The 19,459-nt window shown below is 72.9% G+C and carries 16 protein-coding genes and 2 pseudogenes; 9 read left to right on the top strand and 9 right to left on the bottom strand.

Annotated elements, in window-relative coordinates:
• Positions 1-42: 42 nt before the first annotated feature.
• On the bottom strand, positions 43-1,344 hold the full coding sequence (locus ACZ6CV_RS28035) for an alpha/beta fold hydrolase (RefSeq protein WP_469253419.1): 1,302 nt from the start codon (positions 1,342-1,344) through the stop codon (positions 43-45).
• A gap of 137 nt (positions 1,345-1,481) precedes the next feature.
• Positions 1,482-2,521 (bottom strand): annotated as a pseudogene (locus ACZ6CV_RS28030) (LacI family DNA-binding transcriptional regulator).
• Between the two features lie 90 nt (positions 2,522-2,611).
• On the opposite strand from ACZ6CV_RS28030, the pseudogene ACZ6CV_RS28025 reads away from it, so the two are divergent.
• The 5 genes and pseudogenes from ACZ6CV_RS28025 to ACZ6CV_RS28005 form a co-directional block, all read left to right on the top strand.
• A pseudogene (locus tag ACZ6CV_RS28025) lies at positions 2,612-3,697 on the top strand (rhamnulokinase); the annotation flags it as partial.
• A 136-nt stretch (positions 3,698-3,833) separates the two neighbouring features.
• Positions 3,834-4,637, top strand: coding sequence for a (Fe-S)-binding protein (locus tag ACZ6CV_RS28020; protein ID WP_469253418.1), 804 nt, complete (start codon positions 3,834-3,836; stop codon positions 4,635-4,637).
• Positions 4,634-6,133, top strand: a complete 1,500-nt coding sequence (locus ACZ6CV_RS28015; RefSeq protein WP_469253417.1) for a LutB/LldF family L-lactate oxidation iron-sulfur protein — start codon at positions 4,634-4,636, stop codon at positions 6,131-6,133. The genes ACZ6CV_RS28020 and ACZ6CV_RS28015 overlap by 4 nt, the downstream gene beginning before the upstream one ends.
• Positions 6,130-6,777 (top strand): LutC/YkgG family protein, encoded by a 648-nt coding sequence (locus ACZ6CV_RS28010; protein WP_469253416.1) that lies wholly within the window; start codon positions 6,130-6,132, stop codon positions 6,775-6,777. The genes ACZ6CV_RS28015 and ACZ6CV_RS28010 overlap by 4 nt, the downstream gene beginning before the upstream one ends.
• Positions 6,778-6,799: 22 nt before the next feature.
• A complete protein-coding gene (locus ACZ6CV_RS28005; protein ID WP_469253415.1) occupies positions 6,800-7,963 on the top strand; it encodes an ABC transporter ATP-binding protein in 1,164 nt (387 codons plus the stop codon).
• Between the two features lie 146 nt (positions 7,964-8,109).
• Here ACZ6CV_RS28005 and ACZ6CV_RS28000 read toward each other — a convergent pair whose 3' ends face one another.
• Genes ACZ6CV_RS28000 through ACZ6CV_RS27990 form a run of 3 tightly spaced genes read right to left on the bottom strand, consistent with a single transcriptional unit; the run spans position 8,110 to position 10,426 of the window.
• On the bottom strand, positions 8,110-9,063 hold the full coding sequence (locus ACZ6CV_RS28000; RefSeq protein ID WP_469253414.1) for an ABC transporter substrate-binding protein: 954 nt from the start codon (positions 9,061-9,063) through the stop codon (positions 8,110-8,112).
• A complete protein-coding gene (locus tag ACZ6CV_RS27995; protein WP_362369760.1) occupies positions 9,060-9,740 on the bottom strand; it encodes an ABC transporter permease in 681 nt (226 codons plus the stop codon). The genes ACZ6CV_RS28000 and ACZ6CV_RS27995 overlap by 4 nt, the downstream gene beginning before the upstream one ends.
• Positions 9,737-10,426 (bottom strand): ABC transporter permease, encoded by a 690-nt coding sequence (locus ACZ6CV_RS27990; protein ID WP_355812739.1) that lies wholly within the window; start codon positions 10,424-10,426, stop codon positions 9,737-9,739. The genes ACZ6CV_RS27995 and ACZ6CV_RS27990 overlap by 4 nt, the downstream gene beginning before the upstream one ends.
• A gap of 1,224 nt (positions 10,427-11,650) precedes the next feature.
• Here ACZ6CV_RS27990 and ACZ6CV_RS27985 point away from each other — a divergent pair.
• From ACZ6CV_RS27985 to ACZ6CV_RS27975, 3 genes are all read left to right on the top strand, one after another.
• Positions 11,651-12,847: an NAD(P)-binding domain-containing protein gene (locus ACZ6CV_RS27985; RefSeq protein ID WP_469253413.1), complete on the top strand. Its 1,197-nt coding sequence runs from the start codon at positions 11,651-11,653 to the stop codon at positions 12,845-12,847.
• Positions 12,848-12,975: 128 nt separating this feature from the next.
• On the top strand, positions 12,976-13,401 hold the full coding sequence (locus ACZ6CV_RS27980) for a hypothetical protein (protein WP_469253412.1): 426 nt from the start codon (positions 12,976-12,978) through the stop codon (positions 13,399-13,401).
• 248 nt (positions 13,402-13,649) lie between these two features.
• Positions 13,650-14,249, top strand: coding sequence for a DUF3105 domain-containing protein (locus ACZ6CV_RS27975; protein WP_469253553.1), 600 nt, complete (start codon positions 13,650-13,652; stop codon positions 14,247-14,249).
• A 90-nt stretch (positions 14,250-14,339) separates the two neighbouring features.
• Here the strand turns inward: ACZ6CV_RS27975 and ACZ6CV_RS27970 are convergent, their stop codons facing one another.
• The 4 genes from ACZ6CV_RS27970 to ACZ6CV_RS27955 form a co-directional block, all read right to left on the bottom strand.
• Positions 14,340-15,701 carry an MFS transporter gene (locus tag ACZ6CV_RS27970; RefSeq protein WP_469253411.1) on the bottom strand — a complete coding sequence of 454 codons (1,362 nt, stop codon included), beginning with the start codon at positions 15,699-15,701 and terminating at the stop codon, positions 14,340-14,342.
• Positions 15,698-16,831: a PLP-dependent cysteine synthase family protein gene (locus ACZ6CV_RS27965; protein WP_469253410.1), complete on the bottom strand. Its 1,134-nt coding sequence runs from the start codon at positions 16,829-16,831 to the stop codon at positions 15,698-15,700. Before ACZ6CV_RS27965 ends, ACZ6CV_RS27970 begins: the two co-directional genes overlap by 4 nt.
• A 225-nt stretch (positions 16,832-17,056) precedes the next feature.
• Positions 17,057-17,518: a hypothetical protein gene (locus ACZ6CV_RS27960; RefSeq protein WP_469253409.1), complete on the bottom strand. Its 462-nt coding sequence runs from the start codon at positions 17,516-17,518 to the stop codon at positions 17,057-17,059.
• A gap of 119 nt (positions 17,519-17,637) precedes the next feature.
• Positions 17,638-18,492 carry a helix-turn-helix domain-containing protein gene (locus ACZ6CV_RS27955; protein ID WP_469253408.1) on the bottom strand — a complete coding sequence of 285 codons (855 nt, stop codon included), beginning with the start codon at positions 18,490-18,492 and terminating at the stop codon, positions 17,638-17,640.
• A gap of 102 nt (positions 18,493-18,594) precedes the next feature.
• Between ACZ6CV_RS27955 and ACZ6CV_RS27950 the strand changes: the two genes are divergently transcribed.
• The gene (locus ACZ6CV_RS27950) at positions 18,595-19,458 is read left to right on the top strand and encodes an SDR family oxidoreductase (protein ID WP_469253407.1); all 864 of its coding nucleotides are present in this window, start codon (positions 18,595-18,597) and stop codon (positions 19,456-19,458) included.
• Position 19,459 lies beyond the last annotated feature (1 nt).

Below are 19,459 nucleotides of genomic sequence, written 5' to 3'. Positions count from 1 at the left end.
CCCCTCAAGAAGCCTCTCCAGGTGCCCCTCAGGAGGAGCCCCTCAGGCCTCGCCGCGTACCAGCGCGAGCATCCGGTCGAGGACGCGCGGCCCGCTCACGCGCAGGCCGTCGTGCTCGTACTCGTCGGTGACCCAGGTCCGCAGGCCCCGGATGGCGCGGGCGGTGCGCAGGGAGTGCTCCGTGTCGACGTACAGGTCGTCGTGGTAGATCGTCGCGGCCACCGGCACCTCGTTGGCGGCGAGGCGTTCGGTGTCGTACAGGCGCGGCCAGTCGGTACGCGCGGCGAGCAGCTCGGCGGTCTCGCGCAGCGGGCGCAGCGCCGGATCGCCGTCGAACATCCAGCGCTGCACGGCCTCGCCGGTGAACAGCACCGGGGCGTCGCCGGCCAGCGCCTTCTCCGCGTCGAACTGCGGGAACTCGGCGCGCATCCGCTCGGCCGACCAGGCGGTGGGCCGCTCGTCCTGGCCGTAGATCGACTCGTGCAGGACGGCGAAGAGCGGCACGCGCGCGTGCGAGAGGGCGGCCTGGACGTCCTCCCGGAAGGCGTCGGAGAGTGCGGGCCCGGACGCCGTCGTCACGAAGGCGTCCTCCAGGAGGTAGTGCAGGCGGTGGCTGCCGTCGCCGGAGCCGAGCAGCATGCCGAGGGACTGGAAGGCCGGGACGGTGAGCCGGTAGCCGTTGTCGAGGACCGGCTCGTGCTCGGCGATGTGGGCGGCGACGCGGCGGGCGCGCTCGACGTCCTGCGGGTAACGGGCGTAGTGGGCGGCGGACTTGCGCGCCATGCGCGGGTAGGCGGCGCGGTACACGTCGTCCGCGTGGCCGTCGAGGGCGGGCAGGCCGCCGGTGATGATGGCGGCGGCCAGGCCCTCGGGCGCGGCCGACAGATAGTGCGTGGCGCAGAAGCCGCCGAAGCTCTGTCCGAGGACGGTCCAGGGGGCGCCGCCCGTCACCTCGGGGCGGATCGCCTCGCAGTCGCGGACGATGGAGTCCGCGCGGAAGCGGGCGAGGTAGTCGGCCTGTTCGCGGGGGCCGCCGCGCAGCGGCAGGGTCTGCCGGGTGGCGGGCGTGGAGTTGCCGGTGCCGCGCTGGTCGAGGAGGAGGACGCGGAAGTCCCGCAGCGCGCGGCCGAGCCATGACTCCGTGCCGTGGAAGCGAGTGGCCGGGCAGCCGGGGCCGCCCTGCAGATAGACGAGCCAGGGCCGGTCGGCGCCGCCGCGGGAGGCCGACACCGCCTCACGGGCGAAGAGCTCGATGCGCTCCCCCGCCGGATCGTCGTGGTCGAGCGGCACGCTGAAGCGACGGTCGGTGAAGACGACTCCCGGCTGGCGGTACGTGACGGTCAAGGCTGCTCCTGGACGCTGCGTCGGACGGGACACGGACGAGGTTCGGATCGGTGAACGGATCTTCCGTCCCAGTCCAGCACACGCCCAGTCCAGCACACGCTCCGGGCCGGTCGTCCCCGGGACCGCCGAAGCTCCGGTCAGCGGGGCGCCAGGCTGGAGCGCCGGACCACCAGCTCGGGCACGAGCACCACACGCCGGTGCTCGTGCGCCTCGCCGGCGGCTCCCACGGTGTCCGGCCGTGTCCGGGTCTCCTCCAGGAGGAGCTCGGCGGCCATCGCCCCCATGGTGACGGCGGGCTGGCGCACCGAGGTGAGCGGTACGACCGCGGCGGCCGCGAACTCGATGTCGTCGTAGCCGACGATCGCCACGTCCTCGGGGACGCGCACCCCGGCCGCGTACATCGCCTGGAGGACACCGAGCGCGAGCAGGTCGTTGGCGCAGAAGACGGCCGTGGGCCGCTCGGTCAGGCCGAGGATGCGGGCGCCCGCGTCGCGCCCCGCGGCGACGTCGAGGCGCTCGGTGGGCAGCTCGCGCATCGCCGAGGAGTCCAGGCCCGCCTCGGCGAGGGCCTGGAGCGCGCCGACGCGGCGGTCCTTGACCTGGTTCAGGCCGGGCGGGCCGCTCACGTACGCGATGCTGCGGTGTCCCGCGTCGACGAGGTGGCGCACGGCGAGCGCGCCGCCCATGACATCGTCCACGGAGACCGAGCACTCGGTGGCGCTTCGGCGACCCGGTCGACGAGGACGAACGGGATGCCGTGCCGGCGGAAGGCGTCGATGTTCCGTCCGGTCGCGTCGGCGGGCGTCAGCAGCACGCCGCGCACCCGCTGCTCGGCGCAGAGCGCGAGGTAATCGGCCTCTTCGGCGGGGCTCTGGCCGCTGTTGCAGACCATGACGCGGTAGCCGGCCTCGCGGGCGGCCCGCTCGGCGCCGCGCGCGACGTCCACGGAGAACGGGTTGCCCATGTCGAGGACGAGCAGCGCCATGATGCGGCTGCGGCCCGCGCGCAGTTGGCGCGCCGATTCGCTGCGCACGTAGCCGAGCCGGTCGATGACCGCGCGCACCCGGTCCCGGGTCTCCTCCGAGACCGTGTCCGGGCGGTTGATCACGTTCGACACGGTGCCCACCGAAACCCCGGCGTGCTTCGCCACGTCCTTGATGCCGACCATGCGTTCCAGGTGCTCCATCCTGCTGTCCGGCCTCCCCGGGCCGTGCGGACCAGCGTACTGAGGCCGGGCGGGCCCGGGGGTCGCGGGCAGGCTTGCAGAACGGGCCTGCAGTACGCCCCTTTCAACACCCTGTACCAGTTGACCGCTGCCGCAGGGACCCCTCAACTACACGCCGCCCGGCACGCGTTGTTGATCCCGGACCTGATCGCGTACTGGCTGACCGGCACGCTCGGCACCGAGCTGACCAACGCCTCCACCACCCAACTCGTCGACCCCCGTACCAGGGCCTGGTCGCGCGGGGCGGCCGACCGGCTCGGCGTGGACGTCGGACTTTTCCCACCCTTACGACGGCCGGGCGACCCGGCCGGGTTGCTGCTGCCCCACGTCCTGGCGGACACAGGACTGTCCGGCCCGGTTCCGGTGACGGCGGTGGCCTCGCACGACACCGCGTCCGCCGTGGCCGCGGTGCCCGCGGCGGACGGTGCCGACTTCGCCTATCTGTGCACCGGCACCTGGTCCCTGGCCGGCGTCGAACTGGACGCGCCGGTGCTGACGGAGGAGAGCCGCGAGGCCAACTTCACCAACGAGTTGGGCGTCGACGGAACCGTCCGATATCTGCGCAACATCATGGGTCTCTGGCTCCTCCAGGAGTGTCTGCGCGCGTGGGGCGACCCGGACCTCGGGCCGCTGCTTGTCGCGGCCGGCGAGGTCGCGCCGCTGCGTTCGGTGGTGGACGCGGGCGCGCCGGAGTTCCTGGCGCCCGGCCGGATGCCGGAGCGCATAGCGCAGGCCTGCCGTGCGTCGGGGCAGCCGGTGCCCGCCACCCCGGCGGAAACGACCCGCTGTGTCCTGGACTCGCTGGCGCTCGCCCATCGGCGTGCCCTGGCGGACGCCCGACGCCTGACCGGACGGGCCATCGACGTCGTGCACCTGGTCGGCGGAGGCGCCCGCAACGCCCTGCTGTGCCAACTCACCGCGGACGCCTGCGGACTGCCGCTGCTCGCGGGCCCGGCGGAAGCGGCGGCGCTCGGCAACGTGCTGGTGCAGGCCCGCGCCCACGGCCTCCTCGGCAGCCGGGCCGAGGCCCGCGCCCTGGTGGCCCACGCCCTGCCCCCGGCGCGTTACGAGCCCCGCGGCGACACCACCCCCTGGCAGTCCGCCCAGGAACGGCTCGGCACGAGATGAGGGGGGCGGCACGCTACGAGAGCGGGGCGGCACGTGACAAGAGCGGCGCAACACCACGTGCGTGCCCGCGCCTCCCGCAACCCCGTACGCGCGCGTACGCTGCATCCATCCGATGATCGACAAGGAGGAACCCGCGATGCGAGTCGCCCTGTTCCTGACCTGTGTCAACGACACGCTCTACCCGGACACGGGCCGTGCGGTGGTGAAGCTGCTGACCAGACTGGGAGTTGACGTCGACTTCCCGATGGCGCAGACCTGCTGCGGGCAGGCGCACTACAACACCGGTTACCGGCATCAGGCGGAGCCGCTGGCCCGGCATTTCTCCGATGTATTCGGCTCGGACGCGTACGACGCCGTGGTGACGCCGTCCGGCTCGTGCGGGGCGATGGTGCGCGAGCTGTATCCGCGGATGGGCGAGCGGGCGCGGGCCGAGGGCCGCGGCGAGGACCTCGCGCGGACGCTCGCGCCAGTGGTGCCGAAGACGTACGAGCTCACGGAGTTCCTGGTGGACGTCCTCGGTGTCACCGACGTCGGCGCGTACTACCCGCACAAGGTCACCTACCACCCGACCTGTCACGGGCTGCGCGCGCTCGGTCTCGGCGACCGGCCCACCCGGCTGCTGCGGGCGGTGAAGGGTCTCGACCTGGTGGAGCTGCCGGGAGCCGAGGAGTGCTGTGGCTTCGGCGGCACCTTCGCGGTGAAGAACTCCGATGTCTCGGCCGCGATGGGCGCCGACAAGGCGCGCCACGCCGAGTCGACCGGAGCCGAGGTGCTCTGCGCGGCGGACAACTCCTGCCTGATGCACATCGGCGGCACGATGGCCCGGCTGCACACGGCGGTGCGCCCCGTGCACATCGCGGAGATCCTGGCGAGCACGGAGAGCGAACCCCTCCACGCGGACCCAGGCCCCGTACACGCTGGAGAGGAGGCCAGGTCATGAGCGGTGGCGCCTTCGTCGGCATGCCCGCCTTCCCGCAGGCCGCGCGCGAGGCGGTCGGCGACACGACCCTGCGGGCCAACCTCCGGCACGCCACGCACACCATCCGCGACAAGCGGGCCCGCGCCGTCGCCGAGCTGTCCGACTGGGACGGGCTGCGCGCGGCCGGCAAGGACATCAAGGACCACACCCTGCGCCATCTCGACCGCTATCTGGTGCAGCTGGAGGAGTCGGTCGTGCGGGCCGGCGGCACCGTGCACTGGGCGGCCGACGCCGACGAGGCGAACCGCGTCGTCGCGGAGTTGGTGAAGGCCACGGGCGAGACGGAGGTCGTCAAGGTCAAGTCGATGGCCACCCAGGAGATCGGCCTCAACGAAGCCCTGGAGGCCGAGGGCATCCGCGCCTACGAGACCGACCTCGCCGAGCTCATCGTGCAGCTCGGCAGGGACCGCCCCTCGCACATCCTGGTGCCGGCCATCCACCGCAACCGCGGCGAGATCCGCGACATCTTCGAGAAGGAGATGGGGAGTTGGGGCCGGCCGGCGCCGGCAGGGCTCTCCGACACTCCGGCCGAGCTCGCCGAGGCGGCCCGGCTGCACCTGCGGGAGAAGTTCCTGCGCGCCAAGGTCGGCGTCTCCGGGGCGAACTTCATGGTCGCCGAGACCGGCACGATGGTCGTCGTGGAGTCGGAGGGCAACGGCCGGATGTGCCTCACCCTCCCCGAGACGCTGATCTCCGTCGTCGGCATCGAGAAGGTCGTCCCGACCTGGCGCGACCTGGAAGTCTTCCTGCAGACCCTGCCCCGTTCCTCGACGGCCGAGCGCATGAACCCCTACACGTCCATGTGGACGGGTACGACGGACGCCAAGACGGCGGACGGTCCGAGCACCTTCCACCTGGTCCTGCTCGACAACGGCCGCACCGACACCCTCGCCGACGAGGTGGGGCGGCAGGCCCTGCGCTGCATCCGCTGCTCGGCGTGTCTCAATGTGTGCCCGGTGTACGAACGGGCGGGCGGGCATGCGTACGGCTCGGTCTATCCGGGCCCGATCGGCGCGATCCTCAGCCCTCAGCTGCGGGGCACCCAGAGCGAGATCGACGCCTCCCTGCCGTACGCGTCCTCGCTCTGCGGGGCCTGCTACGACGTGTGTCCCGTCACCATCGACATCCCCGAGGTCCTCGTTCATCTGCGGGAGCGCGTCGTGCAGGGCGGCGAGGCGACCCGTGACGGGAACAGGGTGACGCTGAAGCCCGCCAAGGGGCATGCGGCGGAGCGGGCGGCGATGCGGGCGGCGGGGCTGGCGTTCGCGCGGCCCGGTGCGCTGCGCGCGGGCCAGCGTCTCGCCTCGCGCACCCGCCGCTTCCATCCGCGCACCCTGCCGGGGCCCGGCCAGGCGTGGAGCGCGACCCGCGAGCTGCCGAAGGTGCCGGCGGAGCCGTTCCGCGACTGGTGGCAGCGGACGAACGGCGGCAAGGACGACCAGGAGGGCGGCAAGTGAGCAGCAGGGACCGGATCCTGGGCCGGGTGCGGCGGGCGCTCGCCGACGTGCCGGCCGGCGACCCCCCGTACGAGAGCGCGGTGGACCGCGGGTACGCGCGCGAGCACGGCGTCCGCAGCACCGAGGAGACCATCGATCTGCTCGCGGCGAACCTGGCGGACTACCGCGCGATCGTGCACCGCGCCACCCGCGAGGAGCTCCCGACGACACTCATGCGGCTGCTCGCGGAGAGCGGCGCCCAGACGGTGCTCGTGCCGCCGCGGCTGCCGCACGGCTGGATGGCCGAGGCGGATCCGGTGCTGGTCCACGACCGCGCCGCGCTCACGACCGAGCAGCTCGACCGGGTCGACGGCGTGGTCACCGGCTGCGCCGTGGCCATCGCCGAGACCGGCACGCTCGTGCTCGACGGCTCCCCCGACCAGGGGCGCCGCCGCATCACACTCGTCCCCGACCACCACATCTGTGTCGTACGCGTCCCCGACCAGGTCGTCTCCTCCGTGCCGCAGGCGCTCGAACGGCTGGACCCGGCCCGCCCGCTCACCTGGATCTCCGGCCCCTCCGCGACCAGCGACATCGAGCTGGACCGGGTCGAGGGGGTCCACGGGCCGCGCACCCTGGAGGTGGTGTTGATGAGCGGTGAGTGACGGGCGCGGCTAGCGTGAGGACATGATCCGGTTCGAGCAGGTGACCAAGCGCTACCCGGACGGCACGATGGCCGTGGACGACCTCTCCTTCGAGGTCGCCGAGGGCGAACTGGTCACGCTCGTCGGCCCCTCCGGCTGCGGCAAGACCACGACGATGATGATGGTGAACCGTCTCATCGAGCCGACGTCGGGCCGCATCTTCGTGAACGGCGAGAACATCGCCACCGTGGACCCGGTCAAGTTGCGCCGCCGCATCGGATACGTCATCCAGCAGGTCGGCCTCTTCCCGCACCGGACGATCCTCGACAACACGGCGACCGTGCCGGCCCTGATCGGCTGGAAGAAGGCGAAGGCCAGGGCGCGGGCGGCCGAGTTGCTCGACCTGGTGGGCCTGGACCCGAAGACGTTCGGTTCCCGCTATCCCGAGCAGCTCTCCGGCGGCCAGCGCCAGCGCGTCGGCGTGGCCAGGGCGCTGGCGGCGGACCCGCCGGTGCTCCTGATGGACGAGCCGTTCGGCGCGGTCGACCCGGTGGTGCGCGAGCAGCTGCAGGACGAGTTCCTGCGGATGCAGGCGGCGGTGCGCAAGACGGTGCTCCTGGTGACGCACGACATCGAGGAGGCCGTCCGGCTCGGCGACCGCATCGCGGTGTACGGGCAGGGGCGGATCGAGCAGTTCGACACGCCGGGCGCGGTGCTGGGGGCGCCCGAGACGCCGTACGTCGCGGAGTTCGTGGGCGCCGACCGGGGGCTGAAGCGGCTCTCCGTCACCGAGATCCAGTCGGACGACCTGGAAGCGCCGCCCATCGCCCGGCTCGACGAGCCCGCCGCGCAGGCCGCTGCCCGGATGCGCGAGGAGGAGGCGCGCTGGGCGGTCGTCCTGGACGCGGACGGCGATCTGCACGGCTGGGTCGGCGTCGACGAGGTGGCGCTGGCCGGCACGGGTGGCACGGTCGGCGACCTGGCCCACCGCATGAACTCCTGGGTGCCGGTCGGCGCCCCGCTCAAGCAGGCCTTCGGTGTGATGTTGCAGCACGACGCGGGGTGGGTCGCCGTTCTGGACGGCGCCCGCTTCCTCGGTGTCCTCACCCCGGCCAAGCTGCACGAGGCGCTACGGCGGTCGGTGGACGCGGATGCGCAGGGGGTCGCGCGGGATGAGGTGGAGTTCGACTCGGTTGCCGATGCGTAGGCGCTGGCGCTTGGCCTGAGCGGAGTGGGTGGGTGGGTGGGGGCGGGGGTGCTTTTCGTCTGCCTGCCGGTAGGGGCTGGTCGCGCAGTTCCCCGCGCCCCTTAGTGGCCCCTGGCGGGGCCTCCCGGGGCCCCGGGTCCTCCGGGCTACAAGAGGTCCTTCTTCTCCAGGTACGTTCTTGCTACGTCTTGGGGTAGGCGGCGCCAGCTGTCCACCTGTTCGTTCAGGGACGCCAGATCCTGCGTCGTCAGGACGGGGTTGAGGCGGCCCAGGGCTGCGGCCACGCCTTTGCTGCCTGCTCGGGAGCGGTTGACCACGGGGACGATGTAGTCGGCGTTCTGCAGGTGTTTGTCGTCCTTCAGGAGGACCAGGCCGAAGTCGTCGAGGGTCGCGTCCGTCGAGGTGGTGAGCACCATCTGGTCCTGGCCGCCCTGCACGGCCTTCTTGGCCTGGGTCGTGCCGACGCCCTTGGGGTCCACGCCGGTGATGTCGATCCCGTACACCTTCTTCAGACCTGGCGCGCAGTAGGGGCGCTTCACGCACTCGTCGCCCGCGGCGAGGCGCACCTTGAGTCCTGACTTTCCGAGGTCGCTGAGGGTCTTGAGCCGGTGCCGACGGGCGTAGGAGTTGGCGACGGCGAAGGCGTTCTGGTCGACGGCCTTGCCGGGGTCGAGGACGGTGAGGCCGCGTGGCGTGGCGAGGCGGCGCAGCGCCCGCATCGTCGCGTCGAGGTCGGGCGAGCCCGCGGGCTCCGCGTCGGCGCCGTTCTTCTTGGCGTTGAGCCAGTCCGCGAAGGTCGCCGCGTACTCGGGGACGACATCGATCTGACCGGACTCCAGTGCGGGCTCGTACAGCTCGCGGTTGGCGACGGAAAGGATCTTCGTGCTGTATCCGGCCTTGTTCAGGAGCAGCGCATACATCTGGGCGATCAGGTCGGACTCGGTGAACCCCGCGGAGCCGACGACCAGATGCTTGCTGTCGCCGGGCGGCGCGGTGACCTCGCCCTGGTCCTCCAGTGAGGGTCCGGTCGCGCAGCCCGAGATGAGGGCCGGGAGGAGGGCGAGGAGGGCGGCCGCCGCCGCGCCGGTGCGCCGCCTCATCCGGCGCTCCCGCGGCCGCGTGCCCAGGCGGGCCCGAACCGTTCGGCCACTTCGAAGACGCCCTCCACGAGCAGCGCGAACACGGCCACCAGGACGGCGCCGGCCACGACCTGCGGCGTGCTCGCCAGGTTGAAGCCCGCCGTGATGATCCGGCCGAGGCCACCGCCGCCCGCGAGCGCGGCGATGGTGGCGGTGGCGACGAGTTGCACAGCGGCGATGCGGACCCCGCTGAGCACCAGCGGGAGCGCCAGCGGCAGTTCGACCCGCCACAGCATCTGCCGTCCGGTCATCCCCATGCCACGCGCGGCCTGGACGACACTGCGGTCGACGCCGCGCATGCCCACGTACGCGTTGGTGAGCAGTGGCGGTACGGCGAACAGCACGAGCGCGACGACGGTCGGCCCCTCGCCCCACTTGCCCAGCGGGGTGAGGAGGAGCAGGACGAGGACGGCGAAGGTCGGTACCGCGCGCCCGACGTTGGAGATGTTCACGGCGAGCGCGCCGCCCTTGCCGAGGTGGCCGAGGACGAGCGCGACGGGCAGCGCGATGAGGCAGCTCAGGACCAGGCAGACGACGGTGAGGACGAGGTGCTGGGTGAGCCGGTGCCAGATGCCGTCGTCGCCGGCCCAGTGCGCGGAGTCGGTGAGCCACGCCCAGGCGTCGCCGAGTGTCTTCATGAGCGGGCCGCCTTCGTCGCCCGTTCCCAGGGGGTGAGGACGCGCTGCACGCCGAGCAACAGCAGGTCGGCGGCGACGGCGATGATGACGCACAGCACGGACGCGGTGAGGACCTGTGCCTTGAAGTAGGTGTTCATGCCCGTGTAGATGAGGTTGCCGAGCCCGCCGAAGCCGACGATCGCGCCGATGGTCACCAGGGAGACCGCGGAGACCGTGGCGATGCGCAGCCCGGCCATCGCGGCGGGCAGGGCGAGCGGCAGTTCGACCGTGAGCAGGAGGCGGATGGGGCCGTAGCCCATGCCGCGGGCGGCCTGCCGGGTGTCATCGGGGACGGCGCGCAGGCCGGCGAGGATGTTCCGTACGAGCAGGGTGAGCGAGTAGAGGACCAGGCCCGCGACGACGAGCGAGGCGGAGAGCCCGTACACCGGGAGCAGCAGCGAGAACATCGCGAGCGACGGGATGGTGTACAGGACGGTGGTGAGCGCGAGGACGGGGCCCGCGGCCCACCCCCAGCGGCGCGCCACCACGGCCAGCGGCACGGCGACGACCAGCGCGATCAGCACGGAGACCGCGGTCAGCTGCAGATGCTGGACGACCGCGTCGAGCAGGATCTGGCGGCGGGTGCTCAGATACTCACCGCAGATCCACTCGTTGCGCGCGAGGCAGTCGTCGGGGGGCGCGGTCACCTGTCCATTCAAGGCCGGGACGGCGGGGCACGGCGCGTTCTGATGGCCCGTACGGGTCCAGAGGGGCAGGGGGTAGGGGGCGCGTACGGGTTCGGGGGCAGGGGTCGCGTACGAGCTCGGGGGCAGGGGTCTCGTACGGTTCGGGAGCCCTCGGAGGCAGGAGGGCCTCGCGTCACCGTGACCCGCCGGGCCGTCAACTCCCCTTCGCTCGGCACCCATTCTCAACCCCGCCCCACCCGCACCGGGGTGACAGTCGGAGGGGCGACGCCGCATGATGGGTGTGTCATGAAGACTTCGGGAGCGGTGGCACCTCGTCCTCGACCACGCGGCGGCCACGGGGTGGCCGGGCGGTCGAGCGCTGCGGCGCGGGCGCCCGTGGCGCAGGCCACGGCGTTCTCCGTCATGGGCGCCCTCCTCGCCGTCGCCTCGTACCACTTCGTCCTCGGTCCGACGCCGTCATGGGACGTACGGGCGGTCGCCGCCGCGATCCTGTGCTGCGCGGCGCTGTCCCGCGGCGCCGCGGCCCGGAGCGACTTCACCGTCCCGAGCGACTCCACCGTCCGGAGCGACTCCGCTCTCCGGAGCGATTCCGCTCTCGGGGGTGATTCCGCTGTCCGGCCGCCCGGCCCTTCACCCGTGCCCCGGAGCGCGCGCAGGCAATGCGTGACCCTCGCCGGGCGGGCCGCAGCCCGACGGTGGACCCGCCGGGTGGTTCTCGCCGGTCGACCGATGACGCAGGCCCCCGCGCACCAACCCCCGGGCGGCCTTCGCCGCCTCCTCCGCCACGCCACGGGTCTCACCAGGCACGACGCAGCTCTCGGGAGCCACCGGGCACTCCGCCGGACGCGCGACGCCCTGGCCCGGATCCTGCACATGGTGCGCCTGCTGTGCGTCCTCCTCGCACGCGTCCTGCACCCGGCCCGCACACCACGCGCGGTACCGCTCCCCCGGCCGGTTCCGGCTCCGCGCTCCGGCCGACCGGCCCGCGCGATCTCCCCCTCCCTCCTCCTCGCGGGCGCCCTCGTACGGCGCGGCCCGCCGGCCCGTCCGCCGCTCACCGTCTGATCCGTGCCGCGGCGCGTGCCTGTGAGGCGCGTGCGTACGCCGGGTCATGTGGACGGGAGCGGCTCCGGCACGCCCGATTCCGCCTCTTCTCCAGCTGATTCCGGCGCGCCCCGAGCCGTGCCCACAGCGCCGCGCGGGGTGGTGCCAGGAGGGACCCCCATGTCCAAGACCGTCGTCATCATCGGCGCGGGCCCGTACGGCCTGTCCGCCGCCGCACACCTGCGGGCGCGCGGCCTGCCCGTCCGTGTCTTCGGCGCCCCCGTCGCGAACTGGTCCCGGCGCATGCCCGCCGGCATGCTGCTGCGGACCACGGCAGCCGCCTCGGCGCTCGCGACCCCGCGCGAGGGCTTCACGCTCCGCGACTACTGCCGCGAGGCGGGCGAGCGGTGGATCGACGCCGAGGACCAGGTGCCCGTCGGTCTGTTCATGCGGTACGGCGGGTGGTTCCGGGAGCGGTTGGTGCCGCGTGTCGAGGACGAGCGGGTGGCCGTGGTCGACCGGCTCGCGGACGGGTTCCGCGTCAAGCTGTCGTCGGGCGAGGTGGTGCGGGCGGGCGCCGTGGTCGTGGCCACCGGTCTCAGCGGCTTCGCCCATCTGCCGGCGCCGCTCGCGGCGGCGGCGTCCGGCGGGCCTTCGGCCCTCGGCCTCATCTCCCACAGCTCGCAGCAGACCGACCCGCGCAGTTTCGCCGGGCGCACGGTGACCGTCGTCGGAGCCGGGCAGTCCGCGTTGGAGAGCGCCGCGCTGCTGCACGAGGCGGGCGCCGACGTGCAAGTGCTGGCGCGCGGCGCGGGGGTCCGGTTCGAGGCGCCGCCGTCCGGCCGCCCGCACTGGCAGCCGGACACACCGGCGGGCCGTTCGTGGTCCCTGTACGGCCTCACCCGCCATCCGGCCGCGTTCCGGCGACTGCCCCCCGCCGCCCGGCTCCGGCTCGCCGAACGGACCTCGCGGCCGCGCGGGGCCTGGTGGCTCAAGGAGCGGTTCGAGGGCAGAGTCCCGGTTCTCACGGAGCAGCGGATCACGGCGGCGGAGACGTACGGGGGCGGGATCGCCCTGCGCACGGTGACGCAGGACGGGCGCACGCACACCGTGGAGTCCGAACACGTCCTGGCCGCCACCGGTTTCCGGGTCCAGCTGGAGGCCCTGGACTTCCTCTCCCCCGAACTCCGCGCCGACCTGATACGCATCGGCGGATTCCCTGTCCTGGACAAGGGGTTCTCCTCCAGCGTGCCGGGCCTGTACTTCACGGGTCCGTCGGCGGCCGCGTCCTTCGGCCCCGCGCTGCGCCTCGTGACCGGCACCCGGTTCGCGGGCCCCCGCCTCTCGAAATCGGTGGCGGCGTGCTGTGACGAGTGACCGTGCGGAAGCGGATTGGGCGGAATGGAGTGGCGCGCGGAGTACTTCATCCGCGTCGAGCTCGCGGCGCGGGAGGCCGGCCGGGGTGCCCTCGGCCCGGCGGCCGACCCTCGCTACGATGCGCTGCGATGAGACATACGCAGTGGACCGGAGCCGCTCGGCACGCCTGGTGCCGCGCCGTGTCGGCCGCCGCGTTCGTGTCGCTTGTCGCCGCGCTGTTGATGTGTCTCGGCGCCACGGCGTCCCATGAAGCCCGCACGAACGCGGGCGCGCTAGCGGGTGCGGGCACGGGCTCCGTCTACTCGGATTCGGTCTCGGACGCCGTCTGTACGGCGCCCCTCGACGACTCCGACTGCCCGCCCGCCGACCGGTGTTGCGCGTCCCTCACCCACGGCGTACGGGCCGCACCGAAGCCGGCCGGCGCGTCGCCGGTGGCCGGCACACCGTCGTACGCACCCCGTCCCCCGGCGCAGTCGGCGACGGGCCCGGCGTCCGAGCATCCCTCGGACCGCGGCTCTCCCGATCTCCACATGCTCCAGGTGCAGCGGATCTAGAGGATCCCGGCAGGGCGGCCCGTGTACGGGGGCCGGCCCTCGCCTCACGGCATCCACCGGACCGCAGGCACCGCCGCGCCCAGCGGCGGGGACAAGGAACACTCATGGCCAAGGCCAAGTCCCGCAAGACGACCGACAGATCGAGCAGCACATCGGCGAGCACATCGACCACCAACTCCCCCAAGGGGCCGGGCAACAGACCGAGCAAGAAGGCGGCCGCCGCTGAACGGCAGGCCCGGGTCGAAGCGATGCGCCGCGCCGAGCAGGCGCGCGAGCGACGGAACCGCGTTCTCACCGTCACGGCCGGCACGGTGATCGTCGCCACGCTCATCGGCTTCGGCGCGTACGCGATCGACAGCGCCAACGACAAGGAGGCGCAGAACTCCGCGGCCGCCAAGAAGCCCGTGCGGGGTGAGACGACATGGGACGCGAAGAAGCTGGGGCGCGACCACGTGGCCAAGAGCGTCGCCTACCCGATGACGCCACCGGTCGGCGGTGACCACCACCAGGCGTGGATGACCTGCGACGCCAGCGTCTACAAGCAGGAGATACCGAACGAGAACGCGGTGCACTCCCTCGAACACGGCGCGGTCTGGGTCACGTACAACGACAAGGCGCCCGACGCCGACGTCAAGAAGCTGGGTGCCAAGGTCGCCAAGACCTCGTACAGCCTGATGAGTCCGGTCGCGAAGCAGCGGAGTCCGCTCATGCTGTCCGCCTGGGGCCGCCAGCTGACCGTCGACAGCGCCGCGGATCCGCGGGTGGCGGAGTTCTTCAGCAAGTACGTGCAGGGGGCGCAGACGCCCGAGCCCGGGGCTGCCTGCACGGGAGGCGTCGACTCGGCGTGACCGCTGCCCGGGTCGGCCGACGCGCAGGGGGTGCCGTGCACCACCGCGCGCCGGCCGGTCCGGATCGGACTGACTGTCAGTGACTACCCATCAGACCACCGCCGGCTCTTGCATCTTGGGCGCCGGAGTGGACAGTCGCCCTGCCCGGTGCAGTCCGTACAGGGATGCCGAGCAGCCGAGGCCGAGGAGGAGCAGCGCGCACCAGGGAAGCGCCGGCATGCCCGCCTCCCGCGCCGCGTCGAGGGCGGCTCCCGTCAGCAGGTTGCCGACCGTGATGCCCACCCCGCAGATGGTGTTGTAGAGGCCGTAGTGGGTGGCGACGAGGCGGTCCCCCGACAGCCGGACGATGGTGTCCATCTCGAAGGGGTACGCGATCATCGTGCCCAGCGTGAGCAGCAGCGCCGCCAGCGTGGGCGGGACCGCGGCGTACAGCCACCGCCCCGCTCCCCCGCCGGGCTCCGGCACCGCGGTCGCCGCGAGCAGCGGTACGAAGGCGATCCCCATGCTCAACAGGCCCCAGGCGAGGGCCTGTCCCGGCGCCACCCGTTCCTTGCACCAGGCCGTCACGCGGGTCTGCCCGAGGATGGTGGCGAGTCCGGACACCGCGAAGAGCAGTGCCACCGCGACGGTACCGAACTCCCCGTCGCCGCCCACCCGTCGTACCTCCAGGGGCAGTGCCAGGTAGACCTGGAAGGTGAGGACGTACGAGCCGATCATCGCGGACGAGAAGAGCAGGAAGGCGCGGTTGCGTACGATGCCACGCCACTGGGCGAGGACGCCGGCGCCGGGACCGGCGGCTCCGACTCGCCCGACTCCCGCTCGGCCCGGCGCCCGGTCCACCGCGTCGTTCCCCCTGCGAGCAGGGAGCGCACGGATCTGCACCACGCTGAGCATCGCGAAGACGGCCGCGGAGGCGAGACAGGTCACCCGGAAGTCGACCCCGGTGAGCAGCATCCCCACCAAGGGGCCCAGCAGGATGCCGGCTTGGTAGAAGACGTTGAACAAGGCGAAGGCCTCGACGCGGCGCTCCCCCGCGTCGGCGGCGAGGTACGCCCGCACCGCCGGGTTGAACAGCGCCCCCGCGAAGCCGGTGGCCGCCGAGGCGACGAGCAGCGCAGGCACCGAGTCGACGAGCCCGAGCGTGGCGAAGCCGACGGTGCGCAGGACGCAGCCGGCGACGATCAGCGGTTTGTAGCCGAGCCGGTCGGCGAGGGTGCCGCCGACGAGGAACATGCCCTGCTGGCTGAAGTTCCGTACGCCGAGCACGAGTCCGACCAGCCAGCCGGCGAAACCGAGCGTGCCGGAGAGGTGCTGGGCGAGATACGGCATCAGCATGTAGAAGCCGAGGTTGATGGTGAACTGGTTGGCCAGGAGCAGTTGGACGCTCCTATCGTAGGAGCGGTACTGCGCGAGGGTGGTCTGGCTGACCCTCGCCGCCTTCATCGGCTTCATCGGATTCCGCCACCCTCCGCCAACGGGGCCGCACCGTTGGCCTGTTGCGGCCGCACGGGCGCCGGGTCGTGCACCGTGGCGCAACGCGTCCAGCGGGTGACCTCCCTTTCGTCCGGCCGGTCGAGTACGTCGGGTTCGAGGGCCGGGGTGTGACCCAGCAGACCGCGCTCGGCGCAGTACGCGTCGTCGTACACCGTCTCCAGGTAGCGCTGGGGGCCGTCGGGGAAGACCGCGACGATCCGCGCGTCCCGCGGGAGCGTCCGCGCGAGCCAGCCCGCCACCAGCGCGACCGCGCCGACACTCCAGCCCCCGGTCGCATGGTGGGATGTCGCCAACTGGCGGCAGGCCCATACGGATTCGGCGGGGGCGACCCAGTGGACCTCCCCGAAGTCGTCGTAGGCGACGTTGCGCGGGTAGATGCTGGATCCCAGACCGCGCATGATCCGGGGCCGGGCGGGTTGCCCGAAGATGGTCGAGCCGACGGTGTCCACGCCGACCAGGCGCAGTCCGGGGCAGAGCTGCCGCAGGACGCGGAAGATGCCCGCGGAGTGCCCGCCGGTGCCGACGCTGCAGACCAGGACGTCGATGTGGCCCAGCTGAGCGGCGAGTTCGAGGGCGAGGGGGGTGTACGCGGTGACGTTGTCGGGGTTGCCGTACTGGTCGGGGCACCATGCGTCCGGGTGCTCCGCGAGGAGTTCGGCGACGCGGTCACGGCGGGCCTGCTGCCAGCCGCGCACGGGGTGGGGCTCGGGAACCGTGTCGACACGCACGCCGTACGCGGTGAGCAGCCGGGTCATGGATGGTTCGAGGCCGGGGTCGGTGACGAGGGTGACCGGGTGCCCGTGGACGGTTCCGGCCAGGGCGAGACCGAGGCCGAGGGTGCCGCTGGTGGACTCGACGATGCGGCCTCCGGGCCGCAACGCGCCCCGGGCCCTGGCCCGTTCGACCATGTGGAGTCCGGCTCGGTCCTTGATGCCGCCGGGGTTGAACCCCTCCAGCTTGGCCCAGAAACCGCGGCCGGGCGGGGCGAAGGGCCGCGAGACGTGCAGGACGGGAGTGTTCCCGACGAGGGCGGGGAGGGTGGCGGTGGCGGGGTTGGGTTCGTACGCGATCGGGGGGTGACGGTGCACGTTTGGTTACTCGCTCTCGTTCAGCGGGTGTACGTGGGCGCGCCGGAGGTGGGCGCGTCGAGGAAAGGCGGGGCGGAATGTCCACGGGGCGAACGTCCCAGTACGACGAGCGGCCGGAGCCCGCCGTGAACGCACGACGAAAGGCGCCGACGGAGTGCGTCGGCGGAAGGCGCCGGCGGCAGTCGTCGTAAGTGGGACGTGGACCGGTTCGGAGAACCCCTCGGCCTAGATGCGCAGAATCGTGGAGTCGGCCGCGTGCGCTATCGGGACCACGAAGTCCCGGCCCGCGATCCGGTGGGCGGCGTGCGTCGAGGCCGGCGCGCCGGGCCGCCACCGTGAACCCAGCGGCGAGAGGCACGGCAGGTCCACGTCGGGCCCCTGCGGAGGCTGGCTCAGCGCGCACTCCTCGACGGTGTGCTGCTGACGGTGGTCATGACGCGACCCTCCGGGCGCCCCGACCGAAACGGGGGCATCGGCCGCCGCGCCGCCCGACGAGGCAACGCGTACCACCGCACCGGCCCCCGGCATGCCGACGCCGCCGAACACGGTGAGGTGACGACTCGTCGTCTCTGGGCTGGCCACATGCACGAACACCAGACCGAAGAGAAAGAGCCCCAGCCCCACCACCCGCCACAGCACCGCCACCGAGCGGTTCCGCCGGGCACCGGAGGGAGACCAGGCCGTCATCACGCCGCGATCCTAGCCCGCCCGACCGGCCCCGACCTGCCACGACCCGGCGACACGGGGCGCGCCTCCTCCGAGCCCGTTCAGCAGGCCCCCGCCCCAAGCCCACCGCCCGCCAGCGATCAGCCCTCAGCCTTCCCGCCGCGCCGCGCCGTCGCCGTCGCCGTCGCCGTCAGTGAGCCGAGCAGCGCGAGCGCCTCGCCGCTGGGGGAGCCCGGGTCCGCGTGGTGGACGACCAGCTCCTGCCCCGGGGCCGAGCGCACGTCGAAGGTCTGCATGGTCAGCGTCAGCGGGCCGACGTCGCGGTGCTCGAAGGACTTGCGTTCCAGCGCCTTGCCACGGGCGTCGTGGTGCTTCCACAGTTCGACGAACTCGGGGCTGGTGTCCAGGAGTTCGCCGAGGACCTGACGTATTCGAGGGTCGTTCGGCGCCGCGCCGAGGCCGAGCCGGAAGCCGGCCACGGAGTTGCGCGCGACGTCGTGCCAGTCGCGGTAGAAGGTGCGGGCCGCCGGGTCGGTGAAGACGACGTGCAGGAGGTTGTGCGAGTGGGTCCAGCCGTGGAAGAGCGCGTCGGCGATGGCGTTGGACGCCAGGACGTCGTACGCACGGTTGTAGACGATCGCCGGATTGTGCGGCCAGGCGTCCATGAGCGCCAGCAGGCTCGGCTCGACCCGGTCGGGCGCGGTCGCGGACCTGGCGCGGGGGCCGAGTCCCGCGAGCCGGAACAGATGGTGGCGGCCGTCCTCGTCCAGGCGCAGGGCCCCCGCCAGGGCGTCGAGCACCTGGGCGGAGGGCGTCCGTTCCCGGCCTTGCTCCAGACGTACGTAGTAGTCGGCACTGACCCCGGCCAGCAGGGCGACCTCCTCGCGCCGCAAGCCCGGCACCCGTCGGTGCCCGGTGACGGGAAGGTTCACGTCGGCCGGAGTGACGCGGGCGCGCCGGGCGCTGAGGTAGGCGCCGAGTTCGGTGCTTGGCATGGCGCCAGGGTAGGACGCGCCCCGGCCGCTCTGCCTGGGTGCGCTGCACCCAGGAGGACCTCACCTCTCCCCCCGCCGCCCCGGCCGGGCCAGCCTCGACGCATGACCACACACGGCGTCACCTCACACGACACGACCACACACGGCGTGACCTCACACGGCACGCCCGCTCAGGGCACGACCCCACACGGCCTGACCACGCAGCAACCCGCCCCCGTCGAGCCCGCCCCCTCCCGCAAGGTCGTCCTCGTCACCGGCGCGAGCAGCGGCATCGGTGAGGCCGTCGCCGCACACCTGGCGGCACAGGGACATGTGGTGGTGGCCGGGGCCCGGCGCACCGACCGGTTGGAGGCACTGGCCGCCCGCACCGCCGAGGCCGCCGGCCGCTCCGGCGGCCTTCTGGAGCCCGCACAACTGGACGTGACGGACCGCGCGGACACGGCGGCCTTCGTACGGGACGCCCACGACCGCCACGGCCGCGTCGACGTCCTCGTCAACAACGCCGGCGTCATGCCACTGTCCCGCCTCGACTCCCTCCTCGTCGACGAGTGGGACCGGATGATCGACGTGAACGTGCGCGGTCTGTTGCACGGCATCGCCGCCGCGCTGCCCGTGTTCACCGCGCAGGGCTCGGGACACTTCGTGACCGTCGCGAGCATCGGCGCCCACGAGGTGGTGCCCACGGGGTCCGTCTACTGCGCCACCAAGTACGCCGCCTGGGCGATCACGGAAGGCCTGCGCCAGGAGTCCGCCCCCTCGATCCGGGTCACGACCGTCTCGCCCGGCGTCGTCGACTCCGCGCTCGCCGACACCATCACCGACCCGGCCGCCGCCGAGGCCATGCGCGGCTACCGCGCCCATGCGATCAGCCCCGACGCGATCGCCTCCGCCGTCTCCTACGCCCTCGCGCAGCCGCCCGAGGTCGACGTCAACGAAATCGTCGTACGCCCCGCGCGCCAGCGCTGAA

The sequence above is a fragment of the Streptomyces sp. NPDC041713 genome (genome assembly GCF_055591085.1).
This window is presented reverse-complemented; position numbering and strand designations above follow the sequence as displayed.

What these genes read in the sequence shown, in the direction of transcription:
- ACZ6CV_RS28020 (WP_469253418.1), top strand. Translation starts at nt 3,834, where the DNA reads ATGCGAGTCGCCCTGTTCCTGACCTGTGTCAACGACACGCTCTACCCG.
- ACZ6CV_RS28015 (WP_469253417.1), top strand. Translation starts at nt 4,634, where the DNA reads ATGAGCGGTGGCGCCTTCGTCGGCATGCCCGCCTTCCCGCAGGCCGCG.
- ACZ6CV_RS28005 (WP_469253415.1), top strand. Translation starts at nt 6,800, where the DNA reads ATGATCCGGTTCGAGCAGGTGACCAAGCGCTACCCGGACGGCACGATG.
- ACZ6CV_RS28000 (WP_469253414.1), bottom strand. Translation starts at nt 9,063, where the DNA reads ATGAGGCGGCGCACCGGCGCGGCGGCGGCCGCCCTCCTCGCCCTCCTC.
- ACZ6CV_RS27995 (WP_362369760.1), bottom strand. Translation starts at nt 9,740, where the DNA reads ATGAAGACACTCGGCGACGCCTGGGCGTGGCTCACCGACTCCGCGCAC.
- ACZ6CV_RS27985 (WP_469253413.1), top strand. Translation starts at nt 11,651, where the DNA reads ATGTCCAAGACCGTCGTCATCATCGGCGCGGGCCCGTACGGCCTGTCC.
- ACZ6CV_RS27980 (WP_469253412.1), top strand. Translation starts at nt 12,976, where the DNA reads ATGAGACATACGCAGTGGACCGGAGCCGCTCGGCACGCCTGGTGCCGC.
- ACZ6CV_RS27975 (WP_469253553.1), top strand. Translation starts at nt 13,650, where the DNA reads ATGCGCCGCGCCGAGCAGGCGCGCGAGCGACGGAACCGCGTTCTCACC.
- ACZ6CV_RS27970 (WP_469253411.1), bottom strand. Translation starts at nt 15,701, where the DNA reads ATGAAGCCGATGAAGGCGGCGAGGGTCAGCCAGACCACCCTCGCGCAG.
- ACZ6CV_RS27960 (WP_469253409.1), bottom strand. Translation starts at nt 17,518, where the DNA reads ATGACGGCCTGGTCTCCCTCCGGTGCCCGGCGGAACCGCTCGGTGGCG.
- ACZ6CV_RS27955 (WP_469253408.1), bottom strand. Translation starts at nt 18,492, where the DNA reads ATGCCAAGCACCGAACTCGGCGCCTACCTCAGCGCCCGGCGCGCCCGC.
- ACZ6CV_RS27950 (WP_469253407.1), top strand. Translation starts at nt 18,595, where the DNA reads ATGACCACACACGGCGTCACCTCACACGACACGACCACACACGGCGTG.